This window comes from Natrinema caseinilyticum, from assembly GCF_024227435.1.
GTDB lineage: Archaea > Halobacteriota > Halobacteria > Halobacteriales > Natrialbaceae > Natrinema > Natrinema caseinilyticum.
In genome coordinates this window covers 77,602-98,157 of the sequence record NZ_CP100445.1, presented here as the reverse complement: position 1 = coordinate 98,157, position 20,556 = coordinate 77,602, and the positions used below count along the sequence as shown (strand labels likewise).

The window sequence follows — 20,556 nt, the reverse complement described above, 5'->3', positions numbered from 1 at the left end:
TCGCAACCATATCGGGGCTCACGAAGTGTGCCTGCCGACGAGGTTTGCGGGTCCGATACGACTGAGCATTCGGTGGGACGTGTCCGGGGGAGGCGGGCGCTTTTCGTATCAGCACCCGATCACGAATTCGGCTTGCGGACGTACTGATTTCTACTCATTACGGCCGGTCTGTCGTGAAGTATATCAACTACCGGTGTAACACTCGAACAAGTATGGGAAGAAGTATCGTAAGTGGAAGACTGTCTAAAATGACAGCACAGGAACTTGTGGGGGTGGTGTTGCTTCTCGGGGTTGTCGTTCTGATGGGGGATCTGGTCCGCCAACTCCTGACGGGCGAGTTGCCTGTTGGTCGGCTGGGATCGATCCTCTGGGCCGGATTCATCGACTCCCTGTACATCGGTCTCGCGGCTATCGGGCTCTCGATGACATACAGCATTCTCCAATTTGCGAACTTTTCGCACGGTGACCTCATTACGACCGGTGCGTTCTCCGGGTGGACGGTGGCCTACCTGATCGGTGGGTTCGGCGTTGCGGATCTAAGCAGTCGGTTGCTGCTTCGAGCAAACGGCGGTGCGCAGCCGGGCACTGTGGGGATGGACGTATTCGCGGCACCGGTCGCGATCGTTCTCGGACTCGTCACGGCCGTGGTCGTCACGGTACTCGTCGCACTGGCGATAGATCGGCTCGTCTACCGAAAGTTGCGGAATGAGGGCGGCATACCGCTCCTCATCGCGAGCGTCGGTGTCGCACTCGCGTTGCGATACCTCCTCGCGGTGTTCTACACGCCGGAAACTCGCGGCGTCGTGGCCCAGGCACCGAAGCTGGCGGGTGTCAGCGTCCATCAACTAACGCTCGTCGTCTCGGCGATCGCGTTGATAACCGGCGTTCACCTGCTCTTGCAGTACACGAAACTCGGCAAGTCGATGCGGGCGATGTCCGACAACAAGGACCTCGCGCTGATCACGGGCATCCCGACCGAACGCGTGATATTCGCGACCTGGGTGATTGGCGCGGGCCTCGCGGGTGCCGCGGGCTATCTCATCGTCCTCGATCGGGGTACGGTCTCGATCAACCTCGGCTGGTTCCTCCTGCTCCTGATCTTCGCGGCCGTCATCCTCGGTGGTATCGGCTCGATCTACGGAGCGATCTCCGGCGCACTCGTTATCGGCATCACGATCAACCTCTCGTTGGTCTGGATCCCATCGGACATGAACACGATCGCGGCATTCGTGCTGATGATCCTCGTGTTGATCTTCCGGCCCGACGGACTGTTTAGCGGGGTACAAACGACATGACGTCGATCACGGATAGAATCACCGAGGCCGTTCCCGACGTGGTAACGAAGTGGATTTCGAACCTCCCGCGGTGGCAGTATGATCTGTTGCTCATCGGGGGCGTCGTTCTGGCGACGTACGTCTTCTTCATCTCGATCGGCCTGGTATTCGGCGTCAGACCCAATCTCATCGCCAGCCAACTCGAGCAGATCACGTTCTTCGCGGCCGTGTACGCACTCGCCGCGCTCGCGTTGAACCTCCACTGGGGGTACACCGGCCTGTTCAACATCGGCGTCGCCGGATTCATGGCCGTCGGCGCGTACACGATGGGGATGCTGACCGCCGCACCGGACGGATCACCGCCCGGACTGGGGCTCCCGTTGATCGTCGGCGTCCTCGGCGGCATGGTCGCCGCTTCTCTCGTCGGGTTCGTCGCGGCTCTGCCGGCCCTGCGGGTGCGGGCGGACTACTTCGCGATCGTCACGCTTGGTCTCTCCGAAATTATCCGTCGCGCTCTGCTCTCGCGGTCCCTCCAGGAGTTCACGCTCGGTGGGTACTCCCTCGGGCCGCTTACCATCCCGAGAGCCGAACTCGGAACCGGCGGCGGGAGCGGAATCCGAGCGCCCTCGACCGACATTGTCGCTAACTATCTGCTCTACGTCGGCGGCGAACGCAACGGCGAGCCGACGCTTCTGGGGGACGTATTCTTCGGACTCGCGGAGCCGCTTGGCATTCAGAGTAACGTCGTCGTAAACAGCGTCTACACGCTGGTGGTGATCGCCTTCGTCGTCGCCTTCTACCTGCTGTTGACCCGGATCGCGTACTCACCGTTCGGGCGGGTTCTCAAGGCGATTCGAGAAGACGAACTCGCGGCCCGCTCGCTCGGCAAGGACACCAACCGCACGAAGATCAAGGTATTCATGCTCGGCTGTGCGCTGATGGGGCTCGCGGGGATCCTCTGGCAGGGAAGCCGGACCCAGATCAGCCCAAACAGCTTCATGCCGATCGTGACCTTCTACATCTTCGTCGCACTCATCGTGGGCGGGTCGGGATCGAATACCGGCAGCATCGTTGGCGGCTTCGTCTTCTCCGCGTTCCTGTATCAGGGACCCCGGTTCATCCGGACGATCGTCAGAGCGCTTTTCGACGTCCGCGCCCCGCCGACGATCTACGACGGGTTCGTCGCACTGGGATCGGGTGACCCCCTGCCGATGCTCGGATACGTCATCGGCAGTCTCGACGAAATCCGATTCATCATCATCGGCATCGTGCTTATACTCCTCATGCTCTGGCGTCCAGACGGGCTGCTCGGCCACCGAAAGGAGATTGCGGCCGCCACCGATCTCTCGCGTCGATCGAGTCGGTCCATCGCGACCGACGGGGGTGAGGTCGATGAGTGACGTCGAAACGGAGCCGGTGTCCGCGGACGACGGACACGCCGTCGACGAATCGGCGACCCGTTCGACCGACGCGCCAGTCCTCGAACTCAACGGGCTCGAGAAACACTTTGGTGGTATCACCGCCGTCGACGGCACGAGCTTCTCGGTCGAACGCGGGACGATCACCGGCCTGATCGGCCCGAACGGAGCCGGGAAGTCGACGACGTTCAACTGTATCACGGGCGTTCACACCCCAGATGCGGGTTCGGTCGTTTTCGACGGAACGGAGATCACCGGGCTGGAGCCGTATGAAATTGCCAGTCGGGGACTCGTCAGAACGTTCCAGATCGCCCGCGAATTCCCCGAGATGACCGTCCTCGAGAACATGATGCTCGCGCCGAAGCAACAGCGCGGCGAATCCCTCTGGCGGTCCGTCACGCCGATCGCCAGAGGAGCGGTCGTCGATCAGGAACGTGAACTGCGAGAACGTGCCTGGGAGATGCTCGAGTTCTTCGAAATCGACCACCTCGCCGAAGAGTACGCCGGCAACCTCTCGGGCGGCCAGCGGAAGTTACTCGAGCTCGCGAGAGCGCTGTTGACCGATCCGGAGATGCTCCTGCTGGACGAGCCGATGGCCGGTGTCAACCCGTCGCTCGAGAAGAAGTTGTTAGAGCACATTCACGAACTCCAGGAGCAGGGGTACACGTTCCTGCTGGTCGAGCACGATATGAACGTCATCATGAACCACTGCGAACACGTCATCGTCATGCACCAGGGATCGGTTCTTGCCGAAGGGACGGCCGCGGAGATTCAGTCAAACGAGGCCGTCGTCGAGGCCTATCTCGGAGGTGACGTCTGATGACGTTGCTCGAAGTGACGGCTCTCGACGCCGGATATGGCGATTTGCAGATCCTCGACGGCGTCGACATGACGGTCGACGACGGCGAGTACGTCACCATCGTCGGCCCGAACGGGGCGGGGAAGTCCACGGTCATGAAGTCGATCTTCGGTCTGACGACCTACATGGGCGGCTCGATCGACTTTGGCAGCGAGGAGATCAGCACCTACCGGCCCGAGGACATCATCTCGACGGGAATCGGGTACGTCCCACAGAACGACAACGTCTTTCCATCGCTATCGGTCGAGGAGAACCTCGAGATGGGAGCCTACATTCTCGACGAGCTCCCCGAAGACCGGCTGCGCGGCATCTACGATCGGTTTCCCATCCTCGAGGAACGCAACTCGCAGAAGGCAGGGACGATGAGCGGCGGCCAACAGCAGATGCTCGCGATGGGGCGTGCGTTGATGCTGGATCCCGACTTACTCATGCTCGACGAGCCGAGCGCCGGACTCGCGCCGGATCTGGTCGACGATATGTTCGATCGGATCGACGAGATCAACGACGACGGCACAGCGATCCTGCTCGTCGAACAGAACGCGAAAGAGGCGTTGCGGCGGTGTGACCGAGGGTACGTACTCGTTCAGGGGCAGAACAGATACGTCGACAGCGGCGACGCCTTGCTCGCCGACGAGCAGGTCCGTCAGGACTTCCTCGGCGGCTAACGGTTTCTGGTCTCTCGAGTTTCTGGATTGCTGGTTCGCGTCGCTACGACCGAGTTGGACAGCACAGAAACGAACCGTTGCACCGGTCGCCGAACCGGTTACGCTTCGAAGTTAATCTCCTCGACCGTTTCCACGCCGTCCGAGGCGAACTCGAAGACCTCGTAGGTGACAGCCTTCATGTCGCCGTTGTCGTCGAAGTTGACGCTGCTCGAGGCACCCTGATAGTTGACTGCTTCGCCGTCGTCGACCAGCTGTACGGCCTCTGCGAGGTTGCTCGGCCCGACGTCTTCGCCGTCGGGATTTGCAACGTCGCGAATGCTGTCGCGGATCGCGGGACCGCTCGTCTCGCCGGCGGCGATGCCCGCGAGGATGTTGACAGCCGTCGCGTCGTAGGCCTGTGCGGTGAACACGCCGGGCGCGCCGCCGTACTCGTCTTCGTAGAGCTGAGAGAAGGCGTCCTGTTGTGGCCCGGCCGCGAGCGGGGCCGTCCCGACGACGTTCTCCATCGGATTGTCGACGTTACCCGGAAGCTCGCCGTCGCGGAGGCCGTCGGTTACCATGATCGTCTGCCCACTATCGAAGTCGGCGTAGTAATCCCGGAAGATCACTTCGCCACTCGCCGGGTAGCCGATGACGATCATCGTATCCGGATCGTCGGCCAGCGCGCTCTCGAGCGCGGAGGTGTACGACGGCTGCTCCGCCTCGAACGAGACGGTGTTCGAGACGGTGCCACCGAGTTCCTCGAAGGCGCTGGTGAACGAGTCCGATAGCTGTTGTCCGTAGTCGTTATTGAGATAGAACGACGCGGCTGACTCGAGTCCGCGCTCCTCGTATGCGACCTGTGCCATGACTTCTCCCTGCAGCGCGTCACTGGGGCAGGTCCTGAAGATGAAGTCGTCGTCCTCGAGATTCGTGATCCCCGGTGCGGTACTCGCCGGCGAGATGGCCACGACCTGATTCGGAATCAGGATATCCTCCGCGACCGTAATCGACACCTGTGAGGATGCCGCACCGGTGACTGCCGGATAGCCAGCGTCAACGAGCGACTGTGCACCGCTGACGCCAGCATTGGCGGTCGATTCGGTGTCTTCCTCGCGAATGTCGATCGTGTAGTCGCTGTCCTCGAGTTGTGTTCCGGGCAGAATCGCTGCGTCCCGAATTGGAGCACCGAGGTTCCCGAGGTCACCAGTAACCGGCTGAAGAACGCCCACCATCGCGTCCGCGTCGCCGCCGCCACCGACCCCGTCACCCAGACAGCCAGCGATACTAACAATTCCACCAGCACCCATTCCCTTGAGAACGGTTCGTCGATCGTATTTCATCGCTATGGGATAACAAGGAAATCTCTAGTATAAGACCTTTTTGTGTGACGAATATACAGATATGTCCGCCCGCAGAATCCGAAATTCGCGAAACGGACTGCCGTACAACCGAACAACCTATCTAATGTCGTATGTGTGTGTGTGTGTGTGTGTGTGTGGCGAGGGCAATAAACCCTCATGGGAAATAATACGGGTTACAGAACGCTTTTTATTCAGGTGACCGTTGCGTCCGGCAATGAGTTGCCACGGGAGGGTTTCCCCATGACGATGGAAGATCGCATCGACGAACTCGAGGAACTCCGCGAAGAGGCCCGAAAGGGAGGTGGCGAAGCTCGAATCGAAAAGCAACACGACAAGGGGAAGATGACTGCCCGTGAGCGGATCGATTACTTCCTCGACGAGGGAACGTTCACGGAGTTCGACCAGCTCCGAACCCACCAGACGAGCCAGTTCGGGATGGAAGAGAAGAAGGTTCCCGGCGACGGCGTCGTCACGGGCTACGGCGAGGTCAACGGGCGGACCGTCTTCGTCTTCGCACACGACTTCACCGTCTTCGGCGGCTCGCTCGGCGAGGTGTTCGCCGAGAAGGTCTGTAAGGTCATGGACATGGCCATGGAGGTCGGAGCGCCCGTTATCGGGCTCAACGACTCCGCCGGGGCTCGCATTCAGGAAGGCGTCAAAAGCCTGGCCGGCTACACCGAGATCTTCCGCCGGAACCAGGAGGCAAGCGGCGTGATCCCCCAGATTTCCGCGACGATGGGGCCGTGTGCCGGCGGTGCCGTCTACTCCCCGGCGATCACGGACTTCATCTTCATGGTGAAAGACACGAGCCACATGTACATCACGGGCCCGGGCGTCACCCAGACCGTCACCGGTGAGGAGGTCACCCACGAAGAACTCGGCGGTGCGATGACCCACGCCGAGAAGACCGGCGTCGCCCAGTTCGCGTGCGAAAGCGAAGAACAGGCGCTCGACGATATCAAGCGGCTTCTCTCGTATCTCCCACAGAACAACGTCGAGGACCCGCCACGCGTCGAGCCGTGGGACGACCCGGACCGTCGTGACGATGCGCTCACGGACATCGTTCCGCCGAGCCCGCAGAAGCCCTACGACATGACCAACGTCATCGACAGCGTCGTCGACGAGGGATCGTTCTTCGAGGTCGCGGACAACTTCGCCCAGAACATCGTCGTCGGCTTCGGCCGTCTCGATGGGCGCTCGGTCGGCCTCGTGGCCAATCAGCCGCGCGTCAACGCCGGAACCCTGACGGTCGACGCCTCGATGAAGGGGTCGCGGTTCGTCCGCTTCTGTGACTCGTTTAACATCCCGATCGTCACGTTCGTCGACGTTCCCGGCTACATGCCCGGCACCGACCAGGAACACCGCGGGATCATCCGCCACGGTGCGAAACTCCTGTACGCCTACGCCGAGGCGACCGTCCCGCTTTTGACCGTCATCACGCGCAAAGCGTACGGCGGCGCCTACTGCGTCATGGCATCGAAGAACCTCGGCGCGGACGTCAACTACGCCTGGCCCACCGCAGAAATCGCCGTCATGGGACCGCAGGGTGCGGTCAACATCCTCTACCGCGAGGAACTCCAAGATGCGGACGATCCCGACGAACTCCGCGACGAACTCATCGAGGAGTACCGAGAGGAGTTCGCAAACCCCTACACAGCGACGGACAAAGGGTTCTTAGACGACGTTATCGTCCCCACCGAAACCCGACCGCGACTGATCGCCGATCTGGAAATGCTCGAGACGAAGCGCGCGTCGAACCCGGACAAGAAACACGGGAACATCCCGCTGTAGTATGACGCCACAGCAACAGACCGCCGACGACGGCACGACCGCGTCGGTCCCGGCGGACGAAACGGCCGTCGCGGACGGCGATACCCCGGGGCTCGAGTCGGTACTGCCCGGTGGCGCCTCCATCCAGTTGCCGGACGACGCGAACGACGAGGAGGCAGCGGCCATCGTGGCCGCGATCGGTGCGCATCTCCACGATCAGGCGCTTGCCGCGGCCGCGGCGGCGGCCGGTGGCGAGGAAACGTGGGACGACAAGCGGTGGGCGTTCGCCGGTCGGGTTCGCGAACAACAACATCGAACCGTCCGCGTCCCCCGCAACGCGCCGAGAAACGCGTGGGCAGCGGCGGGACGGACGGATCGCTTCTGAGCGATTCGGTTCGACGAACCCTGTTTTTTCGTGGGCCTCGGTCGTCGATGGCCGGACTGAACTGTCGGTGCTAGTACGAGGATCGGTTTCGGGCGGTATCCGAGACGTGGGGGTTACTCCGATCCGGAGTCGGACTCCGGACCGGCTTCGGTTTCCGTCTCGGAGAGGTCGCTTCCCGTCTCGGAAATATCGATGCCCGTGCCCCGGTCCGACCCCATGTCCTCGCCCTCCTGGATCGCCCGGGCTTCCTGCTCCATCGCTTCGACGTCCATCGTCGCCTCTCGATCGATTTCGCCGATGATCTCCGCGATGTCGTCCAGCCCGATCAGCTCCCGGGTCTCCTCGTCGAACTCGCGGCTCTCGAGTTCGGCACCGTTCTCCGTGACGTCGCTGCCCGAGAGGTGCTTGCCGTAGCGGCCGACCAGCGAGGAGAGTTCCTGTGGCAGGACGAACGTCGTCGATTCGCCCTGGCCGATCTCCGTGAGCGTCTCCATGCCTTTGTCGATGACCGCGCGTTCGCCCATCGATTCGGCGGCGCGCGCTCGTAGCACGGTCGAAATGGCGTCGCCCTGCGACTCGAGGATCTGACTTTGTTTCTTCCCCTGAGCGCGGATGATGTTCGACTGTTTCTCGCCCTCCGCTCGTTCGACGGCGCTGCGCCGATCACCCTGGGCCTCGAGGATCATTGCGCGTCGCCGACGTTCGGCGGACGTTTGCTGTTCCATCGCACCTTTCACGCCCTGGGAGGGCGTGACCTCGCGAACTTCGACGGACTCGACGCGAATCCCCCACTCGTCGGTCGGTTCGTCGAGTTCGGTACGGATCCGCTCGTTGATCAACTCCCGCCGACTGAGCGTGTCGTCGAGTTCCATGTCTCCAAGGACGGCCCGAAGCGTCGTCTGCGCGAGGTTCGAGACGGCCCGCTGATAGTCGTCGACCTGGAGAAACGCTCGTTCGGCGTTCATGACGCGAATGTAGACGACTGCGTCGGCCGTGACCGGCGAGTTATCCCGTGTGATCGCCTCCTGGGACGGGACGTCGATCGTCTGCGTCCGCATGTCGAAGGTGTACACCCGCGAGACGAACGGCGGCACGATGTTGAGCCCGGGTTCGAGCAGCCCGCGGTACTCGCCGAAGACGGTCAGTGCAGCTTTGTCGTAGGCGTCGACGATCTCGACGATCTGCCAGACCGTAACGAGCACGAGCACGAGAACGACCAGTCCGACGAGCAGGAGCGGTTCCTCGAGAACCGACTGGAGTTGCGCCGGAACGAGTACCAGTGGATACATCATGTGCTTCAGGGGATCGAACCGCATAACGCTTGTCCATGCATACCAACCACCGTGTCATCTAGTAACACGAGAGTGGGCAGTCTCAGGTCAAATTTGGCCGTTCTATCGGTGCTTGCGGACCGTGTCGTGGCCACTGCCGACGAGGACCGATCGGTGCCCGACGCGATACTATCGTCGTACCAACGTGTTCGATGGGCCGCGTCGTCGAACCCGTTGCGAAAAAGTAAGGTAGGCCCCTCACGACGGTTCTCACAGGAATGTTCAGGAAGGTTCTCGTGGCGAATCGCGGGGAAATCGCCGTTCGAGTCATGCGGGCGTGCGAAGAATTGAACATCGGGACCGTCGCCGTCTACTCCGAGGCCGACAAAGACTCGGGACACGTCCGTTACGCCGACGAGGCGTACAACGTGGGGCCGGCGCGTGCGGCCGACTCTTATCTGGATCACGAAGCCGTCATCGAGGCCGCGCGAAAAGCCGATGCGGATGCCATCCACCCCGGCTACGGCTTCCTCGCCGAAAACGCCGAATTCGCGAGCAAAGTGGAGGACGCCGACGGAATCACCTGGATCGGTCCGTCCAGCGACGCGATGGAATCGTTGGGAGAGAAGACCAAAGCGCGGACGATCATGAACGAGGCCGAAGTTCCGATCGTTCCCGGAACCACCGACCCGGTCACCGATCCGGCAGAGGTCACGGAATTCGGTGAGAAACACGGCTATCCGATCGCCATCAAGGCCGAAGGTGGCGGTGGCGGCCGCGGAATGAAAGTCGTCTGGGACGAGAGCGAAGTCGAAGACCAACTCGAGAGCGCACAGCGAGAGGGCGAGGCGTACTTCGACAACGATTCGGTCTACCTCGAGCGCTACCTCGAGAACCCGCGTCACATCGAGGTACAGATCGTCGCCGACCAGCACGGCAACGTTCGCCACCTCGGGGAACGAGACTGTTCGTTGCAACGGCGCCACCAGAAGGTCATCGAAGAAGGACCCTCCGCGGCGCTGACCGACGAACTGCGAGAGGAAATCGGCGAGGCCGCACGTCGGGGCGTCGCCGCCGCCGATTACACCAATGCAGGCACCGTCGAATTCCTCGTCGAAGAGGAACCCGGCCGTGACGGACCGCTGGGTCCGGACACGAACTTCTACTTCCTCGAGGTCAATACGCGAATTCAAGTCGAGCACACGGTCACCGAAGAGATCACGGGCATCGATATCGTCAAGCGCCAGATCAGGATCGCAGCGGGCGAGGAGATCGACTTCGAGCAAGACGACGTCGAGATCGACGGCCACGCGATGGAGTTCCGGATCAACGCCGAGAACGCGGCCAACGACTTCGCCCCCGCGACAGGAGGGACTCTCGAGACCTACGACCCGCCCGGTGGGATCGGCGTCCGGATGGACGACGCGCTGCGCCAGGGCGACGAACTCGTCACCGACTACGACTCGATGATCGCGAAGTTGGTCGTCTGGGGCGAAGACCGCGACGAGTGCATCGAACGATCGCTGCGCGCCCTGCGCGAGTACGAAATTGCGGGAATCCCGACGATCATCCCGTTCCACCGGCTGATGCTCACCGACGAGGAGTTCGTCCAGAGCACCCACACCACGAAGTATCTCGACGAGGAACTCGACGAGACGCGAATCGAAGAAGCCCAGGAACAGTGGGGCGGCGACACCGGCGACGGTGCGAGCGAGGACGACGACGAGACCGTCGAACGCGAGTTCACGGTCGAGGTCAACGGCAAGCGCTTCGATGTCGAACTCGAGGAACACGGCGCCCCGGCGATCCCGGCCGGTGACGTCGAGGCTGCCGGTGGCCAGGCGAGTCGACCGGAGCCCGCCGGTGGGTCGAGCGGCGGAGAAACCGAGATCCAGGGCGAAGGCGAGACCGTCGACGCCGAAATGCAGGGCACGATTCTCGACGTCGACGTCAAGGAAGGCGACGAGGTGGCCGCCGGAGACGTACTGGTCGTCCTCGAGGCCATGAAGATGGAAAACGACATCGTCGCCTCCCGCGGCGGGACCGTCACCCAGATCGCCGTCGAGGAAGGCCAGAGCGTCGACATGGGCGATACGTTGGTCGTCCTCGAGTAACCGACACCGTCGCTGCCCGCGGGTCCGTCGAGGCCAACGCCCCCGCGACCGAAGCGGAATCGTCGCTTCACCGCCATCGGCGCTCGAGACGATTTCGCGTGGTGACCCGTCACTGTTCGGTTTCAGAACCGGCACTCACGACGGGAACCACGAGCGAACTGGTTTCGTTCTCGCTCGAGTGGATTCGGCTTCCAGGCAGTGCTGAAGCATTATCAGCTATCAGATAGTAACGCTCGTCGATCAGCCGTCTGTTCGGTGTCATCCTCTCGCCCCCTCCGAAACGTCACCGAGGAGATGCTATCAGCACTATTCTCAACGCGAGTACCGTTTCACAGATTGGACGTATTTTAATTAATTGTATTAAAAGAAAATTATAAGTAGTGCATGGGACAATATGGATAGCGGCCGGATTCGAGAACAACGGGGCCGGCAATACCTATCAGATTATGAGCGAAGAAATGGTACACTGGGGGGAAGACGAGCAGTTCGAACCCGAAGAAGAAACGCACGAACGAATACGCAAGTTCACTGGTTCGGTGTTCGCAAACCAGGATCACGTCAAGGAGTACGTACTCACGAAAACGCTGTCGAAGGTTTCGATCCAGGCGTTCGCGTTGTTCTTCGCGCTGACGTTCTACGGCGTGCTTCTCGTGACCGACATCGCCTCGATTCCCGCGGTCGGGTTCGACGTTCCGGAGGAACTCATCCTCCCGGCGACGGCCGTCTGTGGGGCGATCTCGCTCGGATTGACGCTCGTTATTCTCGCATTGTCCAAGAAAGCGATCGACCTCGATTTCTCGGAGCGGATGCTCGCGGAGTATCACCTCGCGAGGGCAATCGAAGAGTACGAAGAAGAAGAGAACATCGCGACGACGATCAGCCATCTCCGAAAGCTAGATCGATCGCTCGATAGCTCCTTCTCGCCGTATCCGTTTTCGAAGCAGTCGATCATTTCTCCGCACGTTACGCCGGCCGTCCACAGGTACGTCGCGAACGTCAGCCAATCCGAGACGCCGGAAGAAAGCCTGGACCGAACCTTCGTTCCGTTCGCGGGCGCACTCATCGAACACCTCTCCGACCAGACGCACCACAGACTCGATTCGCTCTCGGACGACGTCGCACAAACGACGAGTAATACCACTATCGCGAGCGTTCTCGTCTCCTCGTTCTCGTACGTCGCGTTCATCAAACCGATCCTGCTTCTCGTCGGCTGGGTCGCGATCGTCCTCGCCGTCAGCATTCACTTCGCCCAGCGCATCGGGCCGATCCAGGGGATCATCACCGTCGTCGCCCTTCTCGGGGCGCCCCAGCTCGCGGATTATCTCTTCACGAAGGTGTTCAAGCAGGTCACGCCGTATTCCCATCGTGTCGATACGGCCGAGTAGGCTGGTCTCGTCGCGCTTCTCTCGATTTCGTGCCCGTGAAAGATCGCCCGCGGAATTCAGCCGTCGGCCGAGGGACGCCCACGCTCGTCGCCGTCCCACGGCAGCGGGCCGTCGTAGCCGTCGGGAACGTACGGACACAGCGGATCGCTCGCGAACGGATCACCGGTGTGAGCGAACGCTCGCGAGCGACTGCCGCCACAGACGTGGCGGTACGAACAGGCGCCGCACTTGCCCTCGAGTCGTTCGCGGTCACGCAGCGATCGGAACAGGGCCGACTCGCGATAGAGCTCCGTCACCGGTCGACCGCGTACGTTGCCCGCCGATTCCGGGAGGAAACCGGACGGAAACACCTCTCCCGTGTGGCTGACGAACGCGAAGCCGTCGCCAGCGACGATGCCGGTACGGCGCTCGATACCGGGACCGGGACCGTCCCCGGTGTCAGTCCTCCCCGGGCCGACCGCACCATCCCTCACCCCGTCTGCGGCCATCCGACGCTGGATCGCAACCCGCCGATACTGCGGGGCTTCGGTCGTCTTGAGACCGAACGGTTCCGTCTCGCTTACGTCGTGTAACCACTCCATCACCGCGTCCGCCCGACGGGGGGCGACAGGCTCGAGGACTCGGCCGCGACCGATCTGGACGAGGAAGAAGACGCTCCACATGACGGCCCCGATCTCAGTCAGTAGTTCCCGGATCGCGGGGAGTTCGTCGACGGTCCGGCGGCAGACGGTCGTGTTGACCTGAACGGGGACGCCACTCGCGCGGGCGCCTTCCACGGCCCGTATCGTCTCGTCGAAGCTGCCGTCCTCGCCCCGGAAGGCGTCGTGCGTTTCGGGCGATGCGCCGTCGAGACTGACGGCCATTCGTCTGAGCCCCGCGTCGGCCATCTCGGCGATTCGACCGGCGGTGAGCGATCCCGTGCCGCTGGGCGTGATCGTCATCCGCAACCCGCGGTCGTCGCCGTGGGCGATCAGTTCCGAGACGTCGTCCCGGACGAGCGGGTCGCCGCCCGAGAGGACGACCAGTTGGCCGTCGCCGAACTCGGCCGCGTCCTCGAGCAACCGTTTGCCCTCGGCCGTCGAGAGTTCCTCGGGGTGGCGCTGCGGTCTGGCGTCGGCTCGACAGTGGTCGCAGGCGAGCCCACAGGCCTGGGTGAGCTCCCAGATCAGGACCAGCGGTCGCTCGGACGTATCGAGGGATTCGGGGCGCATTGTCGAAGGGTGGGCCGCGATCGCCGAAAGCGCCGCTCTCGTTCCCGACCGCTGGGAAGACGGGAAGATGTTCGACGGCTCGAGCCGGTGTTCCCACGCGGTGGGAGGTGGCACAACGGCCTTCCGGTTCGTGTCGAAGGGGTAGATATGGGAGAGAAGACACGCCGCTCGCACGTCGCGAGTGACGGACGCGGAAATCCGACCCCTCAGTGGGAGGTGTTCGTCCGCGACGAGGCGAGCGATCCGATGCGACACGTCGGCAGCGTCGCCGCCGCGAGCGGAACGGAAGCGCACGAACATGCGTCACGGTTGTTCGACCGGGACGCCGTGGACGTCTGGCTCTGTCCCGCCGAGGCGGTCGATCGATATTCGACGCGCGGACTCGCGGATGCGGCCGACGACCGGCGGGACGGGATCGCCGGTGACGAAGGCGGTGGCGACACCGTCGACGAAGGGACACGCGCCGATGAGCGACGCGGTGACCCGCGAACTGACGACGAACCGACGGCGCATTCGGAGGCGAGAAACGCGTGATTTCGATCAGCAAACTCCTGTGTGACCTCGATGCGGAGGGTGACGGCTTGCGCTACGACGCGGCCGCCGACTCCGAGAAGCCACAGATCAGCGCGGAAAAACAACACCGACCGGTGGTCGTCTGGAACACGACCCGTCGCTGTAACCTCTATTGTTCGCACTGTTACGCGGGCGCGCAGTCCGAACCCGGTTCCGGCGAGTTCACGACCGCCGAGGGACGGACGTTCCTCGATCAGCTCGCAGCCTACGACGTTCCGGTCGTGCTATTCTCCGGCGGTGAGCCGCTCGTGCGCGACGATCTGACCGAACTCGTAGCCTACGCATCCGAACTCGGCCTTCGGCCGGTGCTGTCCTCGAACGGCACCCTGTTGACTCGAGAACGGGCTGCGGCGTTGCGAGACGCCGGTCTCCAGTACGCCGGTATCTCCGTCGACGGCCTCCCCGAACGGAACGACCGCTTTCGGGGCTCGGACGGCGCGTTCGATGCGGCCGTCCGGGGTATCGAAAACTGCCTCGCAGTCGGCCTCAAAACGGGCCTGCGGTACACGATCACCGAGGCGAACGCGCCCGATCTCGAGGGGGTCGTCGACCTGCTCGTCGACAGGGGTCTCGACAGATTCTGCTTCTACCACCTCGATTACGGGGGCCGCGGGGCCGAGATCGCCGACGCCGATCTCTCGCCCAGAGAAAAACGAGACGCGGTCGAACGGGTGGCGGACCTCACGCTCGAGTACCACGACCGGGGCGAGGAGATCGAGACGCTGCTGGTCGGGAACTACGCCGACGCCGCGTTCCTCGTCGAATACGCCCGCGAAACGTTCGGGGATGCGAAGGCGACGGCGGTCTACGAGTATCTCGAGCGAAACGGCGGCGATCCGACGGCCGAGCGCATCGCCGACGTCGATTACCAGGGGAACGTCCATCCGACGCAGTTCTGGCAGGGCTACAGCCTTGGCAACGTCCGCGACCGGCCGTTCGGCGAGATCTGGGAGGACGACTCCAACCCGCTGGTCGCCGCGCTTCGTGACCGTGAGCAGCGGTTGACGGGGAAGTGCGCTGACTGTCGGTACCGCTCGATTTGTCGGGGCGCGTCGCGGTTGCGGGCGCTCTCGATGACGGGTGACCTGTTCGCTCCCGACCCGCAGTGTTATCTCCGCGACGACGAAGTACGCGGCGCGGAACCGATCGCCGGCGGTGCCGCCGACTGACCGCCGTAGCGTCCCGCACGCGGCGTCTCGAACGGGTCCAGCGCGAGTCGGCCACTTCCGGGGGTGTCGTCCTCCCGGGACAGCGTTCACGACGCCGTCGCCAGTGTGCGAAGACCGACTCGGTTTCCGTACCGGTCAACAACAGAACATGAACGGATAGATGAGCGCGACGCGGTCGCCGTCCTCGAGGCCGGCTTCGAATCCGCCGAGGTGTTCGTTGAACCGGCCGTTGATACAGACGCGGGCGTACGGCCGCGTCTGCTCTCCCTCCGGATTCTTGCGCCAGGTGCCCGGCAAGTCGTCCGGCACCGGTGCCCACCCGCTGTGGGCGGCGTCCGCTTCGGTCTCGGCGATGAGCATGTCCTCGAGATCGTAGACGTCGAAAAACGACTCGAGAAAGTCCCGAAGTCGGTCGCCCTCGAAGGCGAACTCGAGTTCGTGGGCCCCGACGGCGTCGCGGACGTGACCGGTACACCGAACGGTGACGGTAGTCGTCGCTCGATTCGAATCGACCGCCACGTCTCGGTCCGTGCGAGCGGTCGTCGCGGATTGCGGTTCTGCGGTGGTCGCTCGATCCGGTCTCATTGCTTCGGTGACGATACGGGCCGAGCGGGGAAACACCCAGTTGCGAACGTGTTCGGGACGTATCGCACGTCGGTCGCGGTCCACTCACGTGGCATGACCTGATTCCGGGCGAGTTACGGCCCCACCGGCGTCCTCGCGAGCGCCCCCGCGTCCGAAACGGAACCGACCGCGGGTGACCCGGGCGAGCCCGCCGTCCCGCCGAAACGGCACTGGGACGATTCTCGGGCCCTCCCGTCGGGACGGCGTCGATCGACCGTTTCACCAGCGGTTGCCGATGGAACCCGCGTGGTGCGCCGTGTGCGTCGCCTCTCGCGATCCGAGACGTCCCGTCACCCGCGGTCGTTCGATCCGGGACGCTGACGAGAACGGGAGCGACGTGACTCGAGTTCGTACCGGCCGGGGAAACCGGATCACCTCGCTCGCTCGGCAAAGATCGTCCAGAGAACGTCGGCGTAGATCACTGCGCCGAGAACGGAGAGCCATCGACCGATGGCGACCAGCGCCGCAATCGATGCGAGCAATCCGGCGACCTCGAGGCCCAGTCCGGCGACGAGGGCGACGATCGACAATCGAGCGGTCCGGTCGTCGATACCCGTTCGGGACGCGACTGCCGGCGGATAGAAGTGGTAGGTGACGCCGACGATCGTCAGGCCGACGAACCCGCCCACGGCCAGCCGGTAATGGGCCACGTATGCGGACGGCGGGACGTTCGAGGACGGTGCGAACGCGAAGACGACGCCCAACGCGGCTATCAGGACGGCACAGCAAGCGGCCGCGAGGATCGCCCGGCGACCGACCCGACAGCGGTCGCTCTGCCGGGAGAGATCGACGTATGCGACGGCGAAGCCGACGAGAGCGGTCGCCTGCAGCCCCGCACCGATCCGGAACGGCAGGCCGCCGCGGAAGTCGAACGCGAGCAGCGCGGGACCGAGGCTCCCCGCGATCAACACGACGCCGACGAGTTCCGGTCTCGGGGTGGCGACCAGTAGGCGCGGTAACAGCCGGAAACCGATCGCGAACACGAGGAGCGCCGCCGTCCCGGCCGCGAGCAGGTGGGTCGTCGCCGGTCCCGGGAACGGGGTCGACGGCTCGAGTCCGAGTTCGGCGACCAGGCGTCGCGACGAGCCGACGAGCAGATACGCGAGAACGAGGGGAACGGCAGCGTTGGCGAGTCGATCGACCGTTTCACGGTGTGCGTCGGCTGTCCCGGTTCCGGTGTGACGTCCCGTCGGGTCGTCCCGAACCGTCCAGCCGATCGCAGTGACGAACACGAGACACCCGACGAACCAGCTCGTGGCACCGGCGAGCGCGAGGACTGGGGGCCCGATTCCGGCGCCGGCGGCGGCCCCGCCGGCCGTGCCGACCACCGCGAACGGAAAGTGAATCGCCGGCGCGTACGGGACGGCCAGCCGGCGGGCGAAGTACGACGGAACCAGCGTGTAGGCCTTCCCGAAGACGACGTGGAGAACGAACCCGGAGACGCCGATCGGAACGGTCGCCGCTCGAGGGACCCCCGCCGCCACACTGAACTGCCAGACGACGAAGAAGCCGATCCCGGTCGCGACGAACGCGCGCGACCAGCGCGTGACCGTCGCGGTCGCGTTCCCCGTCTCCGTTACCATAGCAGATCAGAACGGCTCCCGTTCGAACCTGTTTCCATGGCGATCAAAACGGTGACTCGACGGTCGGATCGTCACGGTCCGAACGGGGGTGTCCTGCGCTCTCCGCTCCGACAGACAGAATCGTCCGGAAGTCTCTCCCGTCTCGACGAATCGGGTCTCGAGTGACTCGAGCGCCTCGTCGAGGGCCGTCGACTGGTGGTGAGTCGATCGGACCCGAACGCGAACCAGGTCGTATTCGCGTCGGGATCTCAGGCAGTTCCAGGTCCGAAACGCCCCCGTGACGAACGCATCGGCCTGCGGACAGAACTCCGTGGTCGGGCTGAACTCCGCCCGGAGGACGGTGCGGTCGTCCGCGTCGACCGCGTACCGGGATCCGGCGTCCGGATGCCGCCGGTCGAGGTTGACCCGCGCCAGATTGTAGCCGACGGTCCCGTCGTAGACGCCTCGCCCTTCGAAGAGTTCCCGAGTGAGGTCGTGAAACGCCGCGTGATCCCCGTCCGCGCGGACGTCGTGACCCTCGAGAAAGGACCCCGGCTCTAGGATACGAGCCGAGACAGACGTTTCCGGTTCGTCGAAGCTATCGCCGCCGTCCGAACCCGTCGTTCGACCGCTCGAGAAGGGGTACATGGTACGTGGAGGGAGGGGCCGAAACGACCAGTAGGGGTCGCCGAACATGTACCGCCATCGATCACCCGTCTGTCGGTCCGGGCGAGCCCTCACGCTGTTCGATTCCAATTACAGATCACACGATGAGTACCGTTTCTCGAACCGTTCACGCTACAAAGAATGTACTAATATTATTATTTAAATACTCGCAAATAAATGCTAGAGAGTCTATATGTGGGCTTCGATGTACAAACATGGTCTCCAAGCAAAGCTTGAGGCCAGAGGATTTATATCGAATCGAAGAAAGAGTCCGGCCAATGCTACTCTCAGTCGATCGGCCGGATGCGGCAGCGACACAGTCTATCAGCTTCGACGTAATCGCGGCTGTCGCAGAACGGGAAGGGGTAGATCCGATAAATCTCGAGCCCCCCGAATACGACGCACTCTACGAAGTCATCAATCCCGAAGCCCTGGACGCGCTCTTTGCGGCCCGAGAGAACGGACGAGAACGACCGACTGGTCGCGTCGAATTTCCGTACTGCGGATATCACGTCGTCGTTACGAGCGACGGCGAGGTAACCGTCTCCGAGCCCACCGCCTCGTTCGAGTGACCCGGATCGCGCCCCAGAGGGTCCTCCCGGGCCGCACAGCGCGATCCGGAGTACCCTGTTGCGTATGACGCCGTGCGGAGTATCCGGTTGCGTATGACGCCGTGCGGAGACGAGCGTGCGGACGCGAATCGGGGTCCCGAGCCGCAGCGTCCGTCTCCCGGGACCTGTCGGACCCCCGTCGACCACCACCTGCTCGGCGAGCGGGCTGCAATCGACAGCATCGGCCGCTTTGCGGCCACTGAGTCAGCATCGGACCGCCGATGTGACGGACGGTATTCGCTTCGAAAAGATGTGAGACTGCAGTGAGTCCCGTCCCCGTTCGGACGGCCGTCTACCGCCTACGTTCCTCGTTGCTCGATCCGTCGCCGCCACTCGGTCGAAAGCGGGCGTGACTCACCGGTTTCGAAATCGACGAGGGCCTGAACGGTTCGAGCAGTCGCCGCCCGCTCTCCGTTCGCTCGGACTTCGTACTCCATCTCGATACTCGAGGAGCCGAGGTCGGTCACGCGCAGCGCGATGGTGACGTCGTCGTTCGGTTCGATCGCTCGACCGTACTCGAGTTCCAGGCGTACGAGAACGGTGTCAGTTTCCGCCAACGAGACGCCGAGAACGTCCCTGAAATAGGCGTCCCGCGCTTGCTCGAGGTACGTCGCGTAGGTCGCGTTGTTCACGTGACCCATGGAATCGAGGTCGCGAAACCGAACGTTGACAGACGTCTCGTAGCTGAAATCGGTCATGTGAGAGAGAATAGGGGAGGACGCTCGTAAATAAGGTGTCCCTTCGTCGTCCACTCGACGAGACGGGACCGTCTCGTCCGAACCGAACGCGTCTCGCTCGATACCGGCCTCGATTTATTCGTTCGCTCTCGCCGCCTCGAAGACGTCCTCGTGGAGACGACGTGAAACGACGTCCATCAGCGGCTCGAGGTTGGCCGTATCTGCGCGGTTGTACTCGACGAGCGTCTCGAGCGCGCTGTCGTCGCCGCGTTCGTACTCGTGCCAGAGCCGGACGGCGTCGCGGCCGCTGATGTCGGGCATATCGCGGTCGATTCCGAGGTCCCGTTCGATCGCCTTCAGACCGCCATCGAGTCCGAGTTTCTTGCAGGGGTACATGAGGTCGACGTGCGGGACGGCGACGTCGATATCGAAACAGGTCTCGAGGAAGGGGACGTCGAACCGTTGGCCGTTGAACGTGACGAGCAGGGCCGATTCCGACAGCTCTCGCTCGAGTCGGCCGCTCGTGAGGTCGCGTCCCTTGACGAACGTCGTCGTTTCGCCCCCGCGGTGGAGACTGACGGTCGTCACGTCGTTCGTGGCGGCACTGAGTCCGGTCGTCTCGATGTCCAGAAAGCAGGTCTCGTCGCTGACGTTCTCGTAGCACCGCCAGCGACTCGACGCCGGCAGCGCCTCCGCGAAGACGGAGACGTCGCCTCGCTCGAGGTGGGTCCATCCCTCTTCGATGAACGACTCGATGCGATCGGAGAGAGTCGATCCGACCACGCTACCGTCGAAGTCGTCCCAGTGGGTGATTCCGTTCTCCCAGAGGCGTCGTTCGGTGGTCTCCCCGACGCCGCGGACGGGAATGAAACTGTTCTCGATTCGCACACCACTGGAGGCGCACTGAACCGGTAAAAACGCTTGGATCGGTCCCGGAGGAGCGGGCCGCACGGGCCCGACGTGACGAGGGCGCGCTGGG

19 protein-coding genes are annotated in these 20,556 nt (G+C 63.3%); 11 read left to right on the top strand and 8 right to left on the bottom strand.

Annotation, left to right across the window (positions count from 1 at the left end):
* The first annotated feature begins 248 nt into the window (after positions 1-248).
* The 4 genes from NJT13_RS00475 to NJT13_RS00460 are packed head-to-tail and all read left to right on the top strand — an operon-like array spanning position 249 to position 4,216.
* Complete coding sequence (locus NJT13_RS00475) at positions 249-1,295, top strand: branched-chain amino acid ABC transporter permease (RefSeq protein WP_254523542.1); 1,047 nt, start codon at positions 249-251, stop codon at positions 1,293-1,295.
* On the top strand, positions 1,292-2,674 hold the full coding sequence (locus NJT13_RS00470) for a branched-chain amino acid ABC transporter permease (RefSeq protein WP_254523541.1): 1,383 nt from the start codon (positions 1,292-1,294) through the stop codon (positions 2,672-2,674). The genes NJT13_RS00475 and NJT13_RS00470 overlap by 4 nt, the downstream gene beginning before the upstream one ends.
* Positions 2,667-3,512, top strand: coding sequence for an ABC transporter ATP-binding protein (locus NJT13_RS00465; protein WP_254523540.1), 846 nt, complete (start codon positions 2,667-2,669; stop codon positions 3,510-3,512). Before NJT13_RS00470 ends, NJT13_RS00465 begins: the two co-directional genes overlap by 8 nt.
* Complete coding sequence (locus tag NJT13_RS00460) at positions 3,512-4,216, top strand: ABC transporter ATP-binding protein (protein ID WP_254523539.1); 705 nt, start codon at positions 3,512-3,514, stop codon at positions 4,214-4,216. Before NJT13_RS00465 ends, NJT13_RS00460 begins: the two co-directional genes overlap by 1 nt.
* Before the next feature lie 98 nt (positions 4,217-4,314).
* Here the strand turns inward: NJT13_RS00460 and NJT13_RS00455 are convergent, their stop codons facing one another.
* The gene (locus NJT13_RS00455; RefSeq protein ID WP_340681176.1) at positions 4,315-5,538 is read right to left on the bottom strand and encodes an ABC transporter substrate-binding protein; all 1,224 of its coding nucleotides are present in this window, start codon (positions 5,536-5,538) and stop codon (positions 4,315-4,317) included.
* A 267-nt stretch (positions 5,539-5,805) separates the two neighbouring features.
* Between NJT13_RS00455 and NJT13_RS00450 the strand changes: the two genes are divergently transcribed.
* Both NJT13_RS00450 and NJT13_RS00445 read left to right on the top strand, forming a co-directional pair.
* A complete protein-coding gene (locus NJT13_RS00450; RefSeq protein ID WP_254525354.1) occupies positions 5,806-7,350 on the top strand; it encodes an acyl-CoA carboxylase subunit beta in 1,545 nt (514 codons plus the stop codon).
* A gap of 1 nt (position 7,351) precedes the next feature.
* Positions 7,352-7,714 (top strand): DUF8022 family protein, encoded by a 363-nt coding sequence (locus tag NJT13_RS00445; protein ID WP_278002241.1) that lies wholly within the window; start codon positions 7,352-7,354, stop codon positions 7,712-7,714.
* Between the two features lie 113 nt (positions 7,715-7,827).
* Here the strand turns inward: NJT13_RS00445 and NJT13_RS00440 are convergent, their stop codons facing one another.
* Positions 7,828-9,003, bottom strand: a complete 1,176-nt coding sequence (locus NJT13_RS00440; RefSeq protein ID WP_254523538.1) for an SPFH domain-containing protein — start codon at positions 9,001-9,003, stop codon at positions 7,828-7,830.
* 260 nt (positions 9,004-9,263) lie between these two features.
* Here NJT13_RS00440 and NJT13_RS00435 point away from each other — a divergent pair, with 260 nt between their 5' ends.
* The gene (locus tag NJT13_RS00435) at positions 9,264-11,099 is read left to right on the top strand and encodes an acetyl-CoA carboxylase biotin carboxylase subunit (RefSeq protein ID WP_254523537.1); all 1,836 of its coding nucleotides are present in this window, start codon (positions 9,264-9,266) and stop codon (positions 11,097-11,099) included.
* Positions 11,100-11,479: 380 nt separating this feature from the next.
* Positions 11,480-12,484: a hypothetical protein gene (locus NJT13_RS00430; protein ID WP_254523536.1), complete on the top strand. Its 1,005-nt coding sequence runs from the start codon at positions 11,480-11,482 to the stop codon at positions 12,482-12,484.
* A gap of 56 nt (positions 12,485-12,540) precedes the next feature.
* On the opposite strand, the gene NJT13_RS00425 is transcribed toward NJT13_RS00430, so the two are convergent.
* Positions 12,541-13,695 (bottom strand): TIGR04053 family radical SAM/SPASM domain-containing protein, encoded by a 1,155-nt coding sequence (locus tag NJT13_RS00425; protein WP_254523535.1) that lies wholly within the window; start codon positions 13,693-13,695, stop codon positions 12,541-12,543.
* A 147-nt stretch (positions 13,696-13,842) separates the two neighbouring features.
* Between NJT13_RS00425 and NJT13_RS00420 the strand changes: the two genes are divergently transcribed.
* Together NJT13_RS00420 and NJT13_RS00415 are read left to right on the top strand one after the other, a co-directional pair.
* On the top strand, positions 13,843-14,229 hold the full coding sequence (locus tag NJT13_RS00420) for an Htur_1727 family rSAM-partnered candidate RiPP (protein WP_254523534.1): 387 nt from the start codon (positions 13,843-13,845) through the stop codon (positions 14,227-14,229).
* Entirely contained in the window at positions 14,226-15,437 is a 1,212-nt protein-coding gene (locus tag NJT13_RS00415) for a TIGR04347 family pseudo-SAM/SPASM protein (RefSeq protein ID WP_254523533.1), read from the top strand. The genes NJT13_RS00420 and NJT13_RS00415 overlap by 4 nt, the downstream gene beginning before the upstream one ends.
* Before the next feature lie 135 nt (positions 15,438-15,572).
* Here NJT13_RS00415 and NJT13_RS00410 read toward each other — a convergent pair whose 3' ends face one another.
* The 3 genes from NJT13_RS00410 to NJT13_RS00400 form a co-directional block, all read right to left on the bottom strand.
* On the bottom strand, positions 15,573-16,022 hold the full coding sequence (locus NJT13_RS00410; protein WP_254523532.1) for a pterin cluster protein: 450 nt from the start codon (positions 16,020-16,022) through the stop codon (positions 15,573-15,575).
* Positions 16,023-16,432: 410 nt separating this feature from the next.
* Entirely contained in the window at positions 16,433-17,644 is a 1,212-nt protein-coding gene (locus tag NJT13_RS00405) for a hypothetical protein (protein WP_254523531.1), read from the bottom strand.
* Between the two features lie 6 nt (positions 17,645-17,650).
* Positions 17,651-18,319 carry a DUF7998 family protein gene (locus NJT13_RS00400; protein ID WP_254523530.1) on the bottom strand — a complete coding sequence of 223 codons (669 nt, stop codon included), beginning with the start codon at positions 18,317-18,319 and terminating at the stop codon, positions 17,651-17,653.
* Between the two features lie 248 nt (positions 18,320-18,567).
* Between NJT13_RS00400 and ddfA the strand changes: the two genes are divergently transcribed.
* Positions 18,568-18,861: a DdfA family disk-determining factor gene (ddfA, locus tag NJT13_RS00395; RefSeq protein WP_254523529.1), complete on the top strand. Its 294-nt coding sequence runs from the start codon at positions 18,568-18,570 to the stop codon at positions 18,859-18,861.
* A gap of 338 nt (positions 18,862-19,199) precedes the next feature.
* On the opposite strand, the gene NJT13_RS00390 is transcribed toward ddfA, so the two are convergent.
* Both NJT13_RS00390 and NJT13_RS00385 read right to left on the bottom strand, forming a co-directional pair.
* The gene (locus tag NJT13_RS00390) at positions 19,200-19,598 is read right to left on the bottom strand and encodes an acyl-CoA thioesterase (protein ID WP_254523528.1); all 399 of its coding nucleotides are present in this window, start codon (positions 19,596-19,598) and stop codon (positions 19,200-19,202) included.
* Positions 19,599-19,712: 114 nt separating this feature from the next.
* Complete coding sequence (locus NJT13_RS00385; RefSeq protein WP_254523527.1) at positions 19,713-20,465, bottom strand: ribonuclease H-like domain-containing protein; 753 nt, start codon at positions 20,463-20,465, stop codon at positions 19,713-19,715.
* Positions 20,466-20,556: the final 91 nt, after the last annotated feature.